Origin of the sequence: Paenibacillus sp. FSL R5-0407 (assembly GCF_038009185.1) — a bacterium.
In the GTDB taxonomy this organism is placed as follows: domain Bacteria; phylum Bacillota; class Bacilli; order Paenibacillales; family Paenibacillaceae; genus Fontibacillus; species Fontibacillus vini.
Genome location: NZ_JBBPAX010000001.1, coordinates 3631415 through 3646879 on the forward strand (window position 1 = coordinate 3631415; position 15465 = coordinate 3646879).

The 15465-nt window shown below is 49.0% G+C and carries 15 protein-coding genes; 2 read left to right on the forward strand and 13 right to left on the reverse strand.

Features of this window, described 5'->3' with window-relative positions:
* Window positions 1-87: 87 nt before the first annotated feature.
* Entirely contained in the window at window positions 88-888 is an 801-nt protein-coding gene (locus NYE70_RS17235; RefSeq protein ID WP_341047092.1) for a hypothetical protein, read from the reverse strand.
* A 275-nt stretch (window positions 889-1163) separates the two neighbouring features.
* Between NYE70_RS17235 and NYE70_RS17240 the strand changes: the two genes are divergently transcribed.
* Window positions 1164-2657 carry a peptide MFS transporter gene (locus NYE70_RS17240; protein WP_341047094.1) on the forward strand — a complete coding sequence of 498 codons (1494 nt, stop codon included), beginning with the start codon at window positions 1164-1166 and terminating at the stop codon, window positions 2655-2657.
* Window positions 2658-2797: 140 nt separating this feature from the next.
* Here NYE70_RS17240 and NYE70_RS17245 read toward each other — a convergent pair whose 3' ends face one another.
* Window positions 2798-3646, reverse strand: coding sequence for an AraC family transcriptional regulator (locus tag NYE70_RS17245; RefSeq protein ID WP_341047096.1), 849 nt, complete (start codon window positions 3644-3646; stop codon window positions 2798-2800).
* 97 nt (window positions 3647-3743) lie between these two features.
* On the reverse strand, window positions 3744-4430 hold the full coding sequence (locus NYE70_RS17250) for a TetR/AcrR family transcriptional regulator (protein ID WP_341047099.1): 687 nt from the start codon (window positions 4428-4430) through the stop codon (window positions 3744-3746).
* Between the two features lie 137 nt (window positions 4431-4567).
* On the opposite strand from NYE70_RS17250, the gene NYE70_RS17255 reads away from it, so the two are divergent.
* Window positions 4568-5923, forward strand: coding sequence for an MATE family efflux transporter (locus NYE70_RS17255; RefSeq protein ID WP_341047622.1), 1356 nt, complete (start codon window positions 4568-4570; stop codon window positions 5921-5923).
* Window positions 5924-6027: 104 nt separating this feature from the next.
* Here the strand turns inward: NYE70_RS17255 and trpB are convergent, their stop codons facing one another.
* The 10 genes from trpB to NYE70_RS17305 all read right to left on the reverse strand — a co-directional run bounded on the left by trpB (window position 6028) and on the right by NYE70_RS17305 (window position 15448).
* Window positions 6028-7188 (reverse strand): tryptophan synthase subunit beta, encoded by a 1161-nt coding sequence (gene trpB, locus NYE70_RS17260; protein WP_341047101.1) that lies wholly within the window; start codon window positions 7186-7188, stop codon window positions 6028-6030.
* Window positions 7189-7376: 188 nt separating this feature from the next.
* Window positions 7377-8285 (reverse strand): RNA polymerase sigma factor SigJ, encoded by a 909-nt coding sequence (gene sigJ, locus NYE70_RS17265; RefSeq protein ID WP_341047102.1) that lies wholly within the window; start codon window positions 8283-8285, stop codon window positions 7377-7379.
* Window positions 8286-8309: 24 nt separating this feature from the next.
* Window positions 8310-9605 carry a phytoene desaturase family protein gene (locus tag NYE70_RS17270; RefSeq protein WP_341047103.1) on the reverse strand — a complete coding sequence of 432 codons (1296 nt, stop codon included), beginning with the start codon at window positions 9603-9605 and terminating at the stop codon, window positions 8310-8312.
* A gap of 134 nt (window positions 9606-9739) precedes the next feature.
* Entirely contained in the window at window positions 9740-10198 is a 459-nt protein-coding gene (locus tag NYE70_RS17275) for an OsmC family protein (protein WP_341047105.1), read from the reverse strand.
* A 101-nt stretch (window positions 10199-10299) separates the two neighbouring features.
* A complete protein-coding gene (locus NYE70_RS17280; RefSeq protein ID WP_290406512.1) occupies window positions 10300-10641 on the reverse strand; it encodes an antibiotic biosynthesis monooxygenase family protein in 342 nt (113 codons plus the stop codon).
* 47 nt (window positions 10642-10688) lie between these two features.
* Window positions 10689-11765 (reverse strand): ankyrin repeat domain-containing protein, encoded by a 1077-nt coding sequence (locus tag NYE70_RS17285; protein WP_341047108.1) that lies wholly within the window; start codon window positions 11763-11765, stop codon window positions 10689-10691.
* Between the two features lie 24 nt (window positions 11766-11789).
* Window positions 11790-12530, reverse strand: a complete 741-nt coding sequence (locus NYE70_RS17290; RefSeq protein WP_341047109.1) for a hypothetical protein — start codon at window positions 12528-12530, stop codon at window positions 11790-11792.
* 30 nt (window positions 12531-12560) lie between these two features.
* The gene (locus NYE70_RS17295; RefSeq protein WP_341047624.1) at window positions 12561-13775 is read right to left on the reverse strand and encodes a hypothetical protein; all 1215 of its coding nucleotides are present in this window, start codon (window positions 13773-13775) and stop codon (window positions 12561-12563) included.
* An 18-nt stretch (window positions 13776-13793) separates the two neighbouring features.
* On the reverse strand, window positions 13794-14819 hold the full coding sequence (locus NYE70_RS17300; protein WP_341047112.1) for a hypothetical protein: 1026 nt from the start codon (window positions 14817-14819) through the stop codon (window positions 13794-13796).
* A gap of 14 nt (window positions 14820-14833) precedes the next feature.
* On the reverse strand, window positions 14834-15448 hold the full coding sequence (locus NYE70_RS17305) for a hypothetical protein (RefSeq protein ID WP_290406508.1): 615 nt from the start codon (window positions 15446-15448) through the stop codon (window positions 14834-14836).
* Window positions 15449-15465 lie beyond the last annotated feature (17 nt).

Consider the following 15465-nt stretch of genomic DNA (forward strand, 5'->3'; position numbering starts at 1 on the left):
GATTCTAGTCTTATTTATCTATCATATGCATACACGCAATTAAGAAAAGTACGCACTTTCGAGTAATATAGGCACTTTAAAGTACCCCTAGTGATGCGATTCCCCTTGCTGGCTGCGACAAGTCATATCGATCAGTTGCCGGATTTCAGCGCTTAACCTCGGATTGACAGGATACACTTCCTCTATGAAGTTTAAGATGCAAAGGGCGGAATCGGGAACATGATGATATCCCTGAAGCATGCCTCCTAGTCTTTCAGCCAAACGAGGGTATCTTTGCTCCACCCGCCGCTCCAATCCAAAGGGATCCGGGTAGCACTCTTCCTCTTCCTCCAATAGGTGCATTACGGAAAGAATCCGGTCCACAGCATAACCTTGAATAAACCTCATCGCCGATAAATGCTCTCCCCGGGCATAGCGACCGAGCCCCACGTATAAGTTTGTTAATGCTTCATTCATAGGAAAGTCCAAGGAGTCCCTCTTGAGACTGGGGATAGGAATGGAAGACTTTGCGATTTCTATATTCAAGTAGAACGGATCCTTCCAAACAATCCGCCCCTCCGGGTAGGGAGCATCCTCCAGGTCTCGTTCCTCAAATACCGCGTATTCTCCATAAATTCCGTCTTCGAACAAAATTTTATACCCGACATCCGTATTCTTAAAGGAATAGGCTAGCGGATGCACTTCCTCAAGCCAATCCAGGTGATCGATATACCTTGTTTTCTGCCCGTCCTTCACAATGACAAAGAAGTCTAAATCCGAATACTCATCCATCCGATCCGTTTCGATACCGACGGAGCCTACTCCCAACAGTAACAGCACTCCTCCTTTGCGTTCGAGTGACTTGCCGATGTCGTCCAGCCGCCGAAGCAGCAATTCAGTTTTCAACATACATATCCTCCTTCGAGTTTTGGAATACAAAAAGGGCTCAACCCACTTCTCAGCGAGGTTGAACCCGAAGGTTGCATTGCCTTTAATTTTCTAGGAAGAAATTAACATGGAATTTGGCTGCTGTCAATTGCGCGGATTGCGGCGAAACTACTGTTATTTTCGTACCTGCTTTGGAGCCTGTTATGAATATGGAAAATTGAAACGACTTATAATGGGCATTCTTACTAAGGGATGATGCTTTTTGCAGAACATTTGTTGCAGGAGGAAGTTACAGCATGGCTGATTTAACCAAGCAGAAAATAGTCGAAAGTGTTCCGCAACGGGGGTTTTTTGGACATCCCAAAGGGTTGTTTACCTTGTTCTTTACGGAGTTTTGGGAGCGTTTCTCCTATTATGGAATGAAAGCAATTCTGGTTTATTATATGTACTACGAATTAAGCAGGGGCGGACTCGGCATGGAGGAGAGCATGGCTCTCGCCATTATGTCCATTTACGGCTCCCTCGTCTATATGTCCGGGATTATTGGCGGCTGGTTGGCGGACCGCATGTTCGGAGCATCCAAAGCCGTATTCTACGGCGGCATATTAATTATGCTGGGGCATATCGCTCTGGCCATCCCTGGAAGCATGTCCTTATTTTTTGTATCCATGGTCCTGATCGTACTGGGCACGGGCCTGCTGAAACCCAATGTATCCAGTATGGTGGGAGAGCTTTACAGCAAACATGACCGGCGCCGGGATGCAGGATTCAGCATTTTCTACATGGGCATCAACCTGGGGTCGTTCCTCGCTCCGCTGATCGTGGGCACCGTAGGCATGGATTACAACTTTCATCTCGGCTTCGGCATCGCCGCCGTCGGCATGTTTCTGGGACTGGTCATATTCTTGTTTACCAAAAATAAAAACCTCGGCCTTGCGGGCACTTACGTAGCCAGTCCACTTTCACCGGCGGAACGAAAAAAAGTGTTTCGTCGAATCGGGGTCGTTGCCGTCCTTCTCGTGGTGATTGTTGCAATTACCATTCCGTTGGGTCTATTAACGTTCGAATCGCTCATCGTGATCGTAGGCATTCTGGGCATTCTGATTCCAACCTTATATTTTATTTTCATGTACCGCAGTCCGCGAACCACCAGCATTGAACGCTCCAGACTCATCGCTTATATTCCGCTGTTTATCGCGGCGATTATGTTCTGGGCGATTCAGGAACAAGGATCGACCATCCTTGCCAACTATGCGGATAAGCGGACTCAATTGGACTTTGCCGGCATTCATATTTCGCCGGCCTGGTTCCAGTCCTTAAATCCGCTGTTCATCATTATTCTGGCTCCCGTGTTCGCCTGGCTATGGATAAGGCTTGGCAAGCGTCAGCCTACGATCCCAATGAAATTCGCCTTCGGCTTGCTGTTTGCCGGATTATCGTTCCTGGTGATCCTCTTGCCCGCTTACTTTGGCGGCGAGGAAGCCCTGGTGAATCCTTTGTGGCTCGTCCTTAGTTATTTTATCGTTGTGCTGGGAGAATTATGTTTGTCACCGGTAGGGCTGTCGGCTACGACAAAATTGGCACCCGCCGCCTTTTCGGCCCAGACCATGAGCTTATGGTTCTTATCCAGTGCGGCTGCCCAAGCGATTAATGCACAAATCGTTAAATTCTATTCGCCAGCCACCGAGATGGCATACTTTGGCGTCATCGGAGGAGTCGCTCTCCTCCTTAGCATTCTGCTCTTTACGTTCTCCCCGAAGATCCAAGGGTATATGAAAGGGATACAGTAAAAGCAAAAGCAGGGCATATTACAAAACGAGCCGCAGCTGCTCCAAGACATAATCACCTGAACCTGCCTGCTATAACCAAACCAGATAAAAGCCATCCTTTTTGCAGGATGGCTTTTTGTGCTTTTTACTCATGTATATATTTATTTCTTCTTAACCGGTATCCATATCTCCCCTGCTTCATACCCGGCCATACCGTAATACATTTCGAAGCTAGGGCCTTCTACCTGTTCGTACCCGGATGTCGGAAACCACTCGGAATAGATTCGTTCCCATAGTTTTTGCAAATCACATTGCGGTTCCGGGAAGATAGCCCACGTTAATGCCGGGACAGACAGCTTTGTAAATTTCTCCGGGATTTCAAGCCCCTTGGGCAGATGATAACAAATCATGTTTTTAAAAGACTCTCCATTATCATCATATAACGCAGCGTGCAGCAGGGTGTCGCCAAACCGTCCCAGTAATTCGTTCATTAGATCCACACTGCCGTCATCGTCACATTTTTTACGGAACTCCGGAACTTCAGCAAATGCGGTCTGTCTGTTTGAATGGACAAGGCCATAAACTCCAAACATCTCAAAAGGCCCTCTTTGTTCAACGCGATAATTCATTTCGACATCTCCCTTTATTGAAATATGGAAGGACATTCGAGGATAGGCCTTAAGAGAAGCCCCTTTATCGCGCGCAGATATCGGTATGATCCCATGAAGATTTTTAAACGCCCGTGAAAAGGCCTCCGGCGAGTCATATCCATATTTCATAGCCACATCAATAACCTTGGCATCTGTTGTCTGCAGTTCAAAAGCTGCCAAAGTCAACCGCCGGCGCCGGATGTACTCGGATAACGACACCCCCGTAATGAACGGAAACATCCTTTGAAAATGATAAGTTGAGCAACAGGCGATCTGCGCTATTTGATCATAAGAGATATGGTCCGCCAGATTTGTTTCGATATATTCCATGGCGTTATTCATCCTGTCTAACCAATCCATCGTGTTCCCTCCCTTCAAATCAACTTTAAGGCAGATAAGAAATGAAAGCCGTGCTTTTTGTGCACGAAAAAGTCAGTAGGTCGTCAACTTCCACATTCTACTTCTCCTGCTCCTGCTCCTTGATCACCTGCTCAATTCCAAGCAAAATCAGCTTCAATCCGAACTCGAACGCTCGGTCTGTCCCCATCAACTCGAACAACCCGTTCGTGAACATCCTCCGGAACAGTCCCGCCTCGGAATCGCTCATCGAATCAAGAAGGCGCACCATCTCGTCGCCCGGAAGATCCTCCAGTTCCTTAAGAGCAACGGTGACATTGCGCTCATGCTGATAATCGTCCAGGACGAAGAAGTAGACGTAGTTCACAAGCGTAGTGACCACCTGCATCTTCTGCTCTTGCTCAAGCGGCGTTTCCTCCACGCAGAGAAGCATTCGGTTGGTGTACCGGATGATGTCCGGTTCATGGGGCAGCGTCATCATCATGAGCTGCGTGGAGCAGGGATACCGGCTGAGCACAGCTCTAATCGTTACCGCAAGGCCCGTCAGTTGCTCCTTCCAATCCCCGTCGGAGTGGAACTCCTCCAGAATCACTTTCGATACCTGGTTGGCCAGACGCTGATAGAGATTCTGCTTGCTCTTGAAATACCAGTACAAAGAGGGTGCCTGGATCCCCAGCCGGTCGGCCAGTCGCCGCATGCTGAGCTTCTCGATCCCTTCCTCTCCAAGAAGCTCCCACGACGCCTCTAATATTTTATCCTCTGAAATCTGAGGCTGCTGCTTTTTCATTGGTATCCGTCCTTTTATCTAACAGTGTAAGTTTATGCTTTACAGGTTCTTAAGGCCATGATATCATCTAACACTGTAAGGCACAACCTAACACTGTTAGATTGAAGCCGAAATAAATGATGAAAGTAGTGATCTTCATGGATTCAGAAAACCTTCATTACTTCGAAAAGGCACCCATCGGAAAAGCCGTAGCCCACTTCGCTGTACCGATGATGCTAGGCACGTCAATGAGTGTCATCTACTCCATCCTGAATGCCTATTTCCTTGGCACCCTGCACAATACGGCCATGCTAACCGCTCTCGCACTAACCTTGCCGTTATTCGCAGCCATCATGGCGTTAGGAAATTTGATAGGTATCGGCAGCGGTGCATTTATCTCCCGTTTGCTGGGAGAGAAACGGTATGATGATGTAAAGCATGTGTCATCCTTCGCCTTTTACAGCAGCCTTGTTCTTGGCCTGATTGTAATGGCCGTCAGCCTCCCGTTAATCAATCCCATCGTTCATGGACTGGGGGCAACGCCGGACTCCTTCGGATTCACGAAGGACTATGTCACGGTGATGTTAATCGGCTCACCCATCGTCGTGTTATTCTTCACGCTGGAGAATATCGTGCGCTCCGAAGGAGCGGCAATCACCTCGATGATCGGGATGATACTTAGTGTAATCGTAAATATTGTGCTGGATGCGATAGTCATCTTCGTTTTCCATTGGGGCGTGATCGGTGTTGCGTCCGCTACGGTTATTTCTAACTTGGTTGCATGTGTATTCTTCCTCTTCCATATGGGATCTAAGAGCCAATTTTTAACCGCCTCCGTCAAATGGTTCAAGGTCTCCAAGGACATCCTGAGCAATGTACTTAAAATCGGGGTTCCCGTCTTTATTATGAGTATCTTCTTGGGCGCCATGTCGCTCATCTTTAACCACTTTCTTGTCGATTATGGAGATCAGGCCGTAGCGGCCTACGGAATTTCATCCCGTTTATTGCAATTTCCTGAATTTATTCTGATGGGCTTATGCGAGGGAGTCGTGCCGTTGATCGCCTTTACTTTTACAGCGAATAAATTACGCATGAAGCATACCATCGGATTCACGATTAAGGCGATTCTGGCGTTAGCCGTCGTGTTCGGCGTCCTCGTCTATCTGATTTCCGACCACTTGATCGGTTTATTTACGAATGACCCGCAATTAATCCAAATGGGCAGCTACATTCTGCATGTGACGTTCTTATCCTTGTTCATTACAGGAATGACCACGTTGTTTACGGGGATCTTCCAGGCAACCGCGCAAGGAACCGCTGCGTTTATCATGTCGGTTATTCAAGGGATTACTCTGATTCCGGTGCTGTTTATCGCCAATCGTATGAGCGGCTTCCACGGGGTAGTCTGGTCGCTTGTCATCGCGGATGCCGCCGCATTCCTTGTCGGTGCCATCATGCTCTATGTCCTGCGGTCGAAATTACAACAGCCGGATCTGGAAAGCTTAGTACATTAAGAACATATAACCATGGACGGTAAAGGGGCTAATTATCATTCAAAAACGGAAAAAGGGCACCTTTGGGGTGCCCCGTGCTTTCCTTCCGATCATTGATCCGTGTTTTATTTGAGCATTTGATACACTTGTTCTACATCCTTATCCCCGCGGCCAGACAGATTGACGATGATTATTTGATCCTGCCCCATCGTCGAAGCCAGCTTCTTCGCGTATGCAACTGCGTGCGCGCTCTCTAGGGCAGGAATGATTCCCTCCGTGCGGGACAGTTCTTTGAAGGCTTCCAGCACTTCCTCATTGGTGACAGTTGCATATTCAGCCCGGCCCGTCACCTTCAGGTGGCTATGCTCCGGTCCAATGCCCGGGTAGTCAAGTCCCGCGGCAATCGAATAGGTCTTCTTCGGCTGGCCTTCCTCGTCCAGCAGCACTAAGCACTTGAAGCCGTGAAGGATACCCGGGACACCCTGGGTTAAGGATGGCGCCTGATCAGGCTCAACGCCGATCAAGCGAACGCTTGGCTCGTCGATGTAGTGGGCAAATGCACCAATTGCATTACTTCCGCCGCCCGCACAGGCCACTACAGCATCCGGCAATCGACACTCTTTCTCCATAATCTGTTGCTTCGATTCTTCGCTAATAATAGACTGGAAGTGCTTGACCATTGTCGGAAACGGATGAGGGCCAACTGCGGAACCGAGCAAATAAAACGTATTTTTATAGTTGCGAACTAGATCGTCCAGTGCCTCATCGACCGCGTCCTTCAGTCGCCCCTGGCCTTTTTGGACCGGCACTACAGTTGCGCCGAGCAGTTCCATTCGGAACACGTTTAGCGCCTGACGACGGGTATCTTCAGCTCCCATGTAGATGACGCATTCCATATTAAACATGGCGCAGGCCGTTGCTGTGGCAACACCATGTTGTCCGGCACCGGTCTCGGCGATAATCCGCTTGGCTCCCATCCGCTTAGCGAGCAGAATCTGACCGATAGCGTTGTTGATCTTATGCGCTCCGGTATGATTCAGATCCTCACGCTTCAAGTAAATCTTCGGCCCTCCCCAAGCCTTGGTCAGCCGCTCCGCATACGTCAGCGGATTCTCGCGCCCCACGTATTCTCGCAGATAAAAGCGAAGCTCTTCCTTATAACCCGGGTCATCTTTAAACTTGTAAAATTGCTCACTCAGATAGTTCAAGACTTCCTGCAATTCCGGCGGGACGAAGCTGCCCCCGAACTCCCCAAAGTATCCTTCTTGCTGAAATTGTTGGTCCATAGGTAAGCGCCTCCATTAATTTAATTGAACTGGCAATCTGCACCTTTGATCTACGCAATTCTGTGGCGCCAGCTATGTATCGGTAGCTCTATTGCTCTATTATAAAACATTACTTTATATAAGGAGCAAGTGAAATCGTGATGCTCTACCGGAATTTTTACGCCGCTGATCTTAAAAACAAGCTATTTTTATCCCAAATTTAAATGCAGCATTTTATCGGGATTACGAAGGAAATAAATTTGCTGGATACGATCCTCTTTCACTTCCAGACTGATAAGGGTCGGGAAAGGCTCGGAGGAGCTGCGCAACACAAAACCCAACTGTCCGTTTATCTTGACCAGACGCACGCTGCCTGTTGTATTTTCCTTCGACAAGAGTCCTTGAATAAAGGCGAACACGCGCTTGCTCGATGTAACCGGATGAATGGCCGCCATGACTTTGCCTCCGCCATCCGAATAGAGCACAATATCATCGGCGAGCATCGCAAATAACCCTTCCATATCGCCGGTTGTCGACGCATGGAGAAATTGGAGAATGAGCTGTTCGGAATGAGGGCTGGCGGAAACCTCGGGATAGGGCTCGTCATCCTGGATTTTTCGTTTGAGGCGGCTATAAATTTTACGGCAACCCAGCTCGGTTCTATTTACAAATTCGGCAATATCCCGATACTCGTATTGAAAGGTCTCCCGCAAAATGAACACGGCCCGCTCCATGGGGGTCAATCGTTCCAGCATGACAAGCAAGGCATAGGATATGGTATCCTCCAGAACAATTCTTTGGAGCGGGTCCTCACCGGCAGCATAACTGGGAATGTCCGTATAGTCCTGAACAAGAGGCTCCGGCAGCCAGGGGCCGACGTACACCTCTCTCTTTTTGCTTGCGGATTTCATGTAATCGAGACAGCGGTTGGTAACCATTTTGCATAAGTATGCTTTGAGATTACGGATCCCATCCTCTTCCAGATGGGTGCCCCGCTGCTGCACGGTTACAAACACATCCTGCACCAAATCCTCGGCATGGGTGACAGACCCTAAAATTCGATATGCAATGGAAAGCAATAAAGGCCTATATTCCTTGTATACAGAATCCAGCTCCACGTTGTACCCCTCTCTAAACGTCTTTCAATACTTTTGTTCGTAATTGGTTATTAATGCTGCCGCTTCTTTTGCGCTCGCCAATGAAGCGTTTAGCAGTAACCCTTCAGATCCGACCCAATCCCCGGCGACATACAGACCCGGCCGCCCTTTGACCTGAGACCCGGGTCTGTTCGGGAGCCCCCCGTTCGCGGCCATAACCATACTATGCGATACAAGCATAGAAGGCAGAAAGCGCTGCTTAATGACATGCTTACGCCACCCGGGCTGTATGCTGTCGAGAAAGCCTTGAAGTTCGCGTTCATCCTCCTTGGAGTTTGTTTTGTTCAAAGCGGGCAGATACTTCATGACATGGATTACCTCTGTTCCGGGCTGATCGGAGAGTGCTGCGACAGCGGAATGATTGGAGTAGTACCACGGAATATCAGCACCAAGTACAAACTTCGTTTTGGGCCTTGGCATCCCGGATACCACAAGATCGAGGCATGCTGCATGAACAGGAATAAGCTGCTGATAAATGGCCGCCTCGTCCGGGTTCAGAGCGGGATTAAGAAGAGACATCGTATCCGCCGGTCCGGCCGTGGAGACAATGGAACTGGACGTCAGCTGTGTCCCATCCTTCAAGATGAGGCTCATCTTCGGGTAGCTCCCTTTAATTTCCCGGACGGGTGAGCTTGGGCGAATCGACACGCCCGCTTTCTTCGCTTGCTCCACCAGCTTGTTCACAAGCGTCTGCCAGCCTCCATCAATATACAAAACCTGGCCATGCTGGAGTTGATGAATAGCAGCCCCGGCGCTCAGTAAATCAGGAGCTTCGCAGTAAGTGGATAAACGAACCAGCGCTTCCAGGACACTGCGCACCCGCGGACTGGAAAGTTGAGATTCCAGATACGCCCGAAGCGGCACATGCTGCAGCGCGGAAGTGTCTGTCTTACGAAGGCTGCTGTAAAAGCGAACCAGCTGAATTTTCTCCTGAAACGACAAGAAGGACCCTAGTAATAATTGCGTAAGCGGCACAGCTCTTTCCTTACCGTCCGCTTCTTTGAACATAAGCAGGCCTGGCGGCTTCGGAGCCGTCCCTTCCACAGGGACGCCTACCTCGTGCAGAATTCGGAAGGCGTTTCTAAAGAGGGCATGACCGCCCAAATTCACACGCGCGCCTGCCATCTCCGTAGAAATGGCCCGACCTCCCGGATAGGATCCTTTTTCGAGAAGCAGCACATTCTTTCCTGCCTTTGCCAAATAAATAGAGGCTGTTAATCCTGCGGCGCCGGCTCCGATGATGATAACGTCCCATGGGGACCCGTAATTATTTTCTGTCATGTGTACCATTCCTTTCGGGTCTGATACATACAAGACGATGAACGTAAATCTTCTGTGACTTGATCAGCAAAAAGAGCAGCACGCCCGTTTACCGCTGCATGCTGCTCTCTCTTCATCTTCATCAGATTCGGAGCTTATACCTCTACTGACTTTTCAATTATAATGTTCTCCAGTTTAAGATTTACCGGATTTGCAATGGTATCGCCAACAGGGCATTTAGTCTCCAAAAACTGTACGAATTCTTCCACCTTCTCTTTGGGCGAGTCGGTTTGAATCCGGAACGTATAACGGATATCGGAGTAACCGGGACGAACGGAAGATCTGTCAAAAAAACCGTCGAGATCAATGTCGCCTTCAACCTCCACACGGAAGTCATCCAGCTTTACGCCAAACTTAGGAGCATAAACCCTTGCCACAATAGACTGGCATGCCCCTAATGAGGCAAGAAGCACTTCGACCGGATTCATTCCCGTGTCCGTTCCGCCTAAGCTCTTCGGCTCGTCAATGGTGATTTCGAAATTTCTGGACGTAGTTTTGACTTGAACTCCATTTTGTAAATGTGCCGTTGCTTTGAAAGTATGTACATCAGCCATGTTAAACACTCCTTAAGTTATAGTTAAACAAAAGAGCCATAACCTCAACTAATTAATCCCTAGTATTATACTATGTATTATAGGAATAACGATCAGAGTTGTCAATATAGCGGTTCAGCATTTTTCTCAAACCCATAATCCCGTTCGACCTTGCAAACTCTCGTTCTATATGTGAGATACCAATCCGACATCCCCCGCCGCTGGGCAATCAAATGTCGTTCGTTCTGCTTCCAATTCCTAATATCCTCGAGCGACTCCCAATAGGAAACCGTAATGCCTAAGCCTTCCCGGGCGCTTTCTACACCTAGGAATCCAGGCTGGGAATACGCGAGCCTCTCCATCTCTTCCGCCATTTCTGCATATCCTTGATCCCCATCCGTTCTTTCCGATGTAAAAATAACAGCGTAATAAGGGGGTTCGGGTGTCCGCACTATTCCGTTCATAAATCATTCCTCCAGATCTTAAGGATACCCTTCGTTGTTAGTTTCTTTTATGCACCCTCAAGAAAACGAATAAGATGCATTTCAGGCTGTGCGAGGAACTCGGTAAAGCTGCATAAATCCGCATAAGTCTGATGCTCCACATCATAACAGCCGATCCGGCCTTTGTTCTTCGGATTCCAAAGAAGCAGCAAATCGGAGTAATTGTCGATATCGGCGGATAGACGCAGGAGCTTTTGCCTGCCGACTTTCATCTCGATCGTATCGGTCAATGCGAAAAAGTCGATAAATCCGATTTCATGCTCATTTTGCGCCAATTCAAGACGCAGCTTGTCTCCAGTAAGAAAACGGACCAGTTCATCGGTTAATTTGTACTTTTTCAGCTCATACTTTTTGTTCTCCAAATTATGAAATTCAGCCGGCTCCAGCGATTTCAAATAGTCCGCCATGACGGTGTCCTTATTGCTCACCGCAATCGTGTACGGCCGATCGCCGTCCTTTTCAGCCAAAGTCACGTCAGCGCCGTGTTCAATCAAAAATTTGACCATTGCCATATTGCCCATACGGGCGGCAACGGTCAATGGGGTTGCCCGATAAGGATACACCATATCCGGTTGATTATAGTTGATGTCCACCCCTTGATCGAGCAGATACGTGAGTGTCTTAAGGTCATGGTCCGACACGGCTTGGCGCAATACGTCACCGCCATGCTCCTTGATATCCAAACCCAGCTCATGGATAAGCGGGATATTCTTCTTGTTGCCGTAGTAGGCCTGTGAATAAGCGCCTGATCCCACTTGATTGACCATATCCAGCTTGGCCCCTTGCGCTGCTATGTAGCGAACGAGGTTCTCCTTGCAATAGCGGACAGCCCGCAAAAAGGCCGGATTCTGTTTCACATTCAGGTTAGCGCCGTGCTCTACCAGCAGCTTTACAACATCGGCTCTCTGCGATACAAGCGCCAGATCCAACGGACTTAACGTACTGTACTTGCTGAGTACGATGCCCTCCTCGATATCCCAGCCTGCCGCAAGAGCAGCTTGTAAAGCCGGGATATCTCCTTGGTAAATATGCATTGCGATTTCCGGCAGCTCCTTGAACTTCCCGATATCTTTTAGAACGATCATCCGTTACCACTCCTAGTTCAAATCTTATGTTGTTTCACACCCTTTAGACAAGAGCCAATGCTTTAAAAAGGAAAACGTCTGTTGTGCGTCCTGTTCATAGAAAACGGCCACCTCTTGCCCATAGGCATAATTCAATCGGATATAACCGCCAAGTTTACGATAGAACTGAAAGCAAACAAACGGGGTCTCCATGGTCATATCCGGTGGAAAGTCGGCTCTGCACGCTTCAGCCAGCTCGGACAACGAAGGCTGGCCTTGGCCAGGCTGCAAACGCAAAAAGAGATGGCTTCGAGTCCCCGTCCAAGGTTCATAGTAGACGGCTTCCTCTTGGCTTCTTCCATATACCTGCCGGTATATTTCGTCCAACACTAAGGCGTACATCTCGTCGTCTTCCTGCTTCTGATCTAGCGTCTGCAGCGAGATCGCCATTACCTGCTCCGCATGCCGGGGCAGCCAGAGCAGTCCTCCCGTCCGGGGATGTACCGCCAGAAAATCACCGTCAACCGTTGTGCCTAACGCGATACACTCGCCGATCTGTTGCTCCGTAATGGGGCTGTCTTCGTCAAACTCCCATAACTCGTACTCGGTAAAAGGCTTCAGCACTTCCGGATCAGGCAATTGGACATTCATCCATCCTCTGTAGGTCCCTTCGCCGAATCGCCGTAAAAACCGAAGATAGCCTGGCGGAAAAACAGAAGCATCTTCCTTTGCAAGCATTTGATTTTGGCCCTCAGACAGCGGCTTTGGCTGAGATACGATGTACATGAATACCCCCCATTCATAGGCTCGTGCAAATCAGTATTCGCGCGCGGAATCAAACCAGCCTTGAGCCATTTCCTCGGTTATAGGCTGATCAATCCTATGTTCGGACTGGCTGAGTTGCCATACCGCTTCGCCAAGGTCTTCCCTTTCGGTCGTTTCAATGCCTTTGAGGGTATTAAAACGCACGGTGAAAGCCGTAATGGCCGCCTCGGCGTCGGCCAAGCTTCGGGCCTGAGCCAAAGCTGCCTGTGCAGCGTCGTAAGCCTCGTTAGCTATCTTAGCCAAACGTTTAGGCCAGGACGAAAATGGACGTCCATACTCGGTCATCCACCACTCCAGCTTTCGCAATTGGCTTACTGAAACATAGCCGGCCCACGGGCGGGTCTTGGCGCGTGCCTTCATTTGCTGCTTGAGGCGCTTGCCGCCGGCATCCTCCACATTGTAGGCGATAAATCCATCCAGTAACGGCCACACGTCCAGGGCCGGCAAGTCCTCTAGATCCGGCATGAAGCGAAGCTCAAGATTCGTTAAGCGGGCCTGACGAGCCAATAATTCCAGGTCGGAGAAGTTCCCCCACAAACTCAGTGAATCCAGGTTGGGGAACCGATCCAGACACCTTAGCGAGATGGGCTGTCCCAAGGGTGTGCTTTGCAGCGTCAGACTCGTCACCTGATACAAATCACCCAGGTCGGGCAGCACAAAAGGAGGGTCATTCTTGCGTCGGCTAGTACGCGGCGCTAGTGTCAGAGAAGATGGCAAATCGCCAGTGGCCGAGAATCGGGATAGATCGCCGGAGACGCTCAGGCGTAAGGAACTCTTCGGGAGCTTCAAACTCAGATGAGCCCCGGATTGACCCAACCCGATATGCAAGCTATGTATAATGGACTCGCTGGCATCCGCGATCATATCCGCAGACAGGATCGGTGTCCACGTTATCTCTTCAATGGGTCGGTTCTGCGCCCAATCCAAGAAGCCTGCATCGCTGCCTGTATAGTGCAGAAACCGCGGCCAAGGCGAGCCCGCCGGCGTGGCAAAGGGATCGAATACGCTCCAGTCGATGTCGGCATCGGGCGGGACGTGAAGGTCCGCCTTTTTCCCCAAATCCGACGGTCCCATGGACAGACTGCCCACACCGGGCCGACGGACAAGCGTGTGGCTACGGGGACCCGTCAGGTCAATGGTATAACGGCCATCTTCTCTAATAGAAGAAGGAGGGCTAGCATGGTTATCATTTGGCACTTCCGTCATCCTTTCTTCTACCACGTATTAGATACTCCATTTTTGAAAACCCAGCTTCAATAAAGAATCTTGTATTTCCTGATCCGCTTTACTTTTGAAGGTCATGAATTCCACTTCGGACAGCGAACCCGGAAGCTTTTGCCGGATAAAGGAATCAAAATCGACAGCCGTTCCGGAAATGCGCAGCTTACGCAGCGATGGCAACCGCTCCATTCCCGATAAAGTAGTCAGTCCTTTACAATTTGAAATGGTGATCTCCTCCAGCTCCTCCATCTCCCGCTCAAAATCAATTTCCTGTAGCCGGACTTGATCCTCGATTCTAAGTCTTGTCAGCGCCCGGAAATTCGTAATATTGCTCAGGTCATGAAAACCCCGGATTCTGCAAATCTCCAGATCGCCGATTTCATTCTCTTCGATTTCCTGTATATTCTCCCGGCCTCCAAGCAAAAGGCGAAGATACTTCAACTTCTTCAACCGGTTTACAAAATGAAGCGGCAATTTGCTGATCGAATGCAGCGCAAGATAATTCAAATTTTCCAGATCGCCGATCGCATCCAGGTTCTTCACCTTGCCCCCGACATGCAAATTTTCGAGGCGGGAAAACCCGCTAAGATATTGCAGGTTGAGCATCTTTTTATCCGACATAATGACTAAATCTCTTAAAGAACGCAACGAGTCATATCCGAGAATATCCGAGTTCTCCAATTCATATATGCCCACATGCAGGATGGTTAGGTGTTCAAGTGTGGCCAATGTTTCGGTGTGATGTGCCTGGACGAGACTATCGAGATTCAGCATTTTGACATGGGGGATCCTCAGGAGCGTACGGCCGTCGAAAGAGAGGGAATAATGCCCGTAGAACCGTACGCCGAAGTTTTCATCCAAACTTGCGCACAGCTCATCCACTTCCTCCAAAATAGAGCCACTATAAAAATCCGGGTGTGAGAACTGGACGATCACCTGGTTCCCTTCGAGTAAGTCCTGCTTGATCTGAGCCCGGTCCAGCGTGGCAGGATCATTGATCAAGATCCTTCTTTTCCATTTCTTCCGCATTCGCGAGCCTCCCCTTACTTGCCAGCCATAACAAGACTATATTTCTTGAAAATCCAGGAGTTCATAATGTCATTCACCGTATTTTTGCTTATGCGAACCGCCGGCTTTTGCTCTTGCAAAGCATCCCCAGCAGGTGCAAAGAAACGAAACGGTGTTGTCATTTTTTTAATAGAGTCTGCTACTTCGTTAAAAAACGCATACGTAAAGGGCTGATGTTCCCGAAGATCCTCGTAAACGTAATACTTCCCCTTTTCGTCCTCCAAATCAACTCGGACCCCTTTCGGTAAGGAGAACAAGAGGCACGGCATTTCATCCTCTGCCCATTGTTCGCCATAGGGAAATCCGAAACTTTCATTTCTGGCAAAAATCCCAGAGCTTTCATTACCTATGATAAAAGAAATAGAATATACAAAGAACGGGTGGTAATCGGGCTTTTCTTGAGCTGTGATATACCGGTAGAACTTTTCATAAGCCTCATACACTTGGGTGTGGTCATGTATGGTCCGGGCATGATTGGTACAATTAAATTGCGCTTGTTTCTGCTCGAACCGTTTTAAGACATCCTTAAATTCCTCTGGTGTTATTAAAAATTTAAGCTTATAGAATCCGCTATGTTTTAATTTATTCATTTACTCCGCCGCCTCCT

What these genes read in the sequence shown, in the direction of transcription:
- NYE70_RS17235 (WP_341047092.1), bottom strand. Translation starts at nt 888, where the DNA reads ATGTTGAAAACTGAATTGCTGCTTCGGCGGCTGGACGACATCGGCAAG.
- NYE70_RS17240 (WP_341047094.1), top strand. Translation starts at nt 1,164, where the DNA reads ATGGCTGATTTAACCAAGCAGAAAATAGTCGAAAGTGTTCCGCAACGG.
- NYE70_RS17245 (WP_341047096.1), bottom strand. Translation starts at nt 3,646, where the DNA reads ATGGATTGGTTAGACAGGATGAATAACGCCATGGAATATATCGAAACA.
- NYE70_RS17250 (WP_341047099.1), bottom strand. Translation starts at nt 4,430, where the DNA reads ATGAAAAAGCAGCAGCCTCAGATTTCAGAGGATAAAATATTAGAGGCG.
- NYE70_RS17255 (WP_341047622.1), top strand. Translation starts at nt 4,568, where the DNA reads ATGGATTCAGAAAACCTTCATTACTTCGAAAAGGCACCCATCGGAAAA.
- trpB (WP_341047101.1), bottom strand. Translation starts at nt 7,188, where the DNA reads ATGGACCAACAATTTCAGCAAGAAGGATACTTTGGGGAGTTCGGGGGC.
- NYE70_RS17270 (WP_341047103.1), bottom strand. Translation starts at nt 9,605, where the DNA reads ATGACAGAAAATAATTACGGGTCCCCATGGGACGTTATCATCATCGGA.
- NYE70_RS17275 (WP_341047105.1), bottom strand. Translation starts at nt 10,198, where the DNA reads ATGGCTGATGTACATACTTTCAAAGCAACGGCACATTTACAAAATGGA.
- NYE70_RS17280 (WP_290406512.1), bottom strand. Translation starts at nt 10,641, where the DNA reads ATGAACGGAATAGTGCGGACACCCGAACCCCCTTATTACGCTGTTATT.
- NYE70_RS17285 (WP_341047108.1), bottom strand. Translation starts at nt 11,765, where the DNA reads ATGATCGTTCTAAAAGATATCGGGAAGTTCAAGGAGCTGCCGGAAATC.
- NYE70_RS17290 (WP_341047109.1), bottom strand. Translation starts at nt 12,530, where the DNA reads ATGTACATCGTATCTCAGCCAAAGCCGCTGTCTGAGGGCCAAAATCAA.
- NYE70_RS17295 (WP_341047624.1), bottom strand. Translation starts at nt 13,775, where the DNA reads ATGACGGAAGTGCCAAATGATAACCATGCTAGCCCTCCTTCTTCTATT.
- NYE70_RS17300 (WP_341047112.1), bottom strand. Translation starts at nt 14,819, where the DNA reads ATGCGGAAGAAATGGAAAAGAAGGATCTTGATCAATGATCCTGCCACG.
- NYE70_RS17305 (WP_290406508.1), bottom strand. Translation starts at nt 15,448, where the DNA reads ATGAATAAATTAAAACATAGCGGATTCTATAAGCTTAAATTTTTAATA.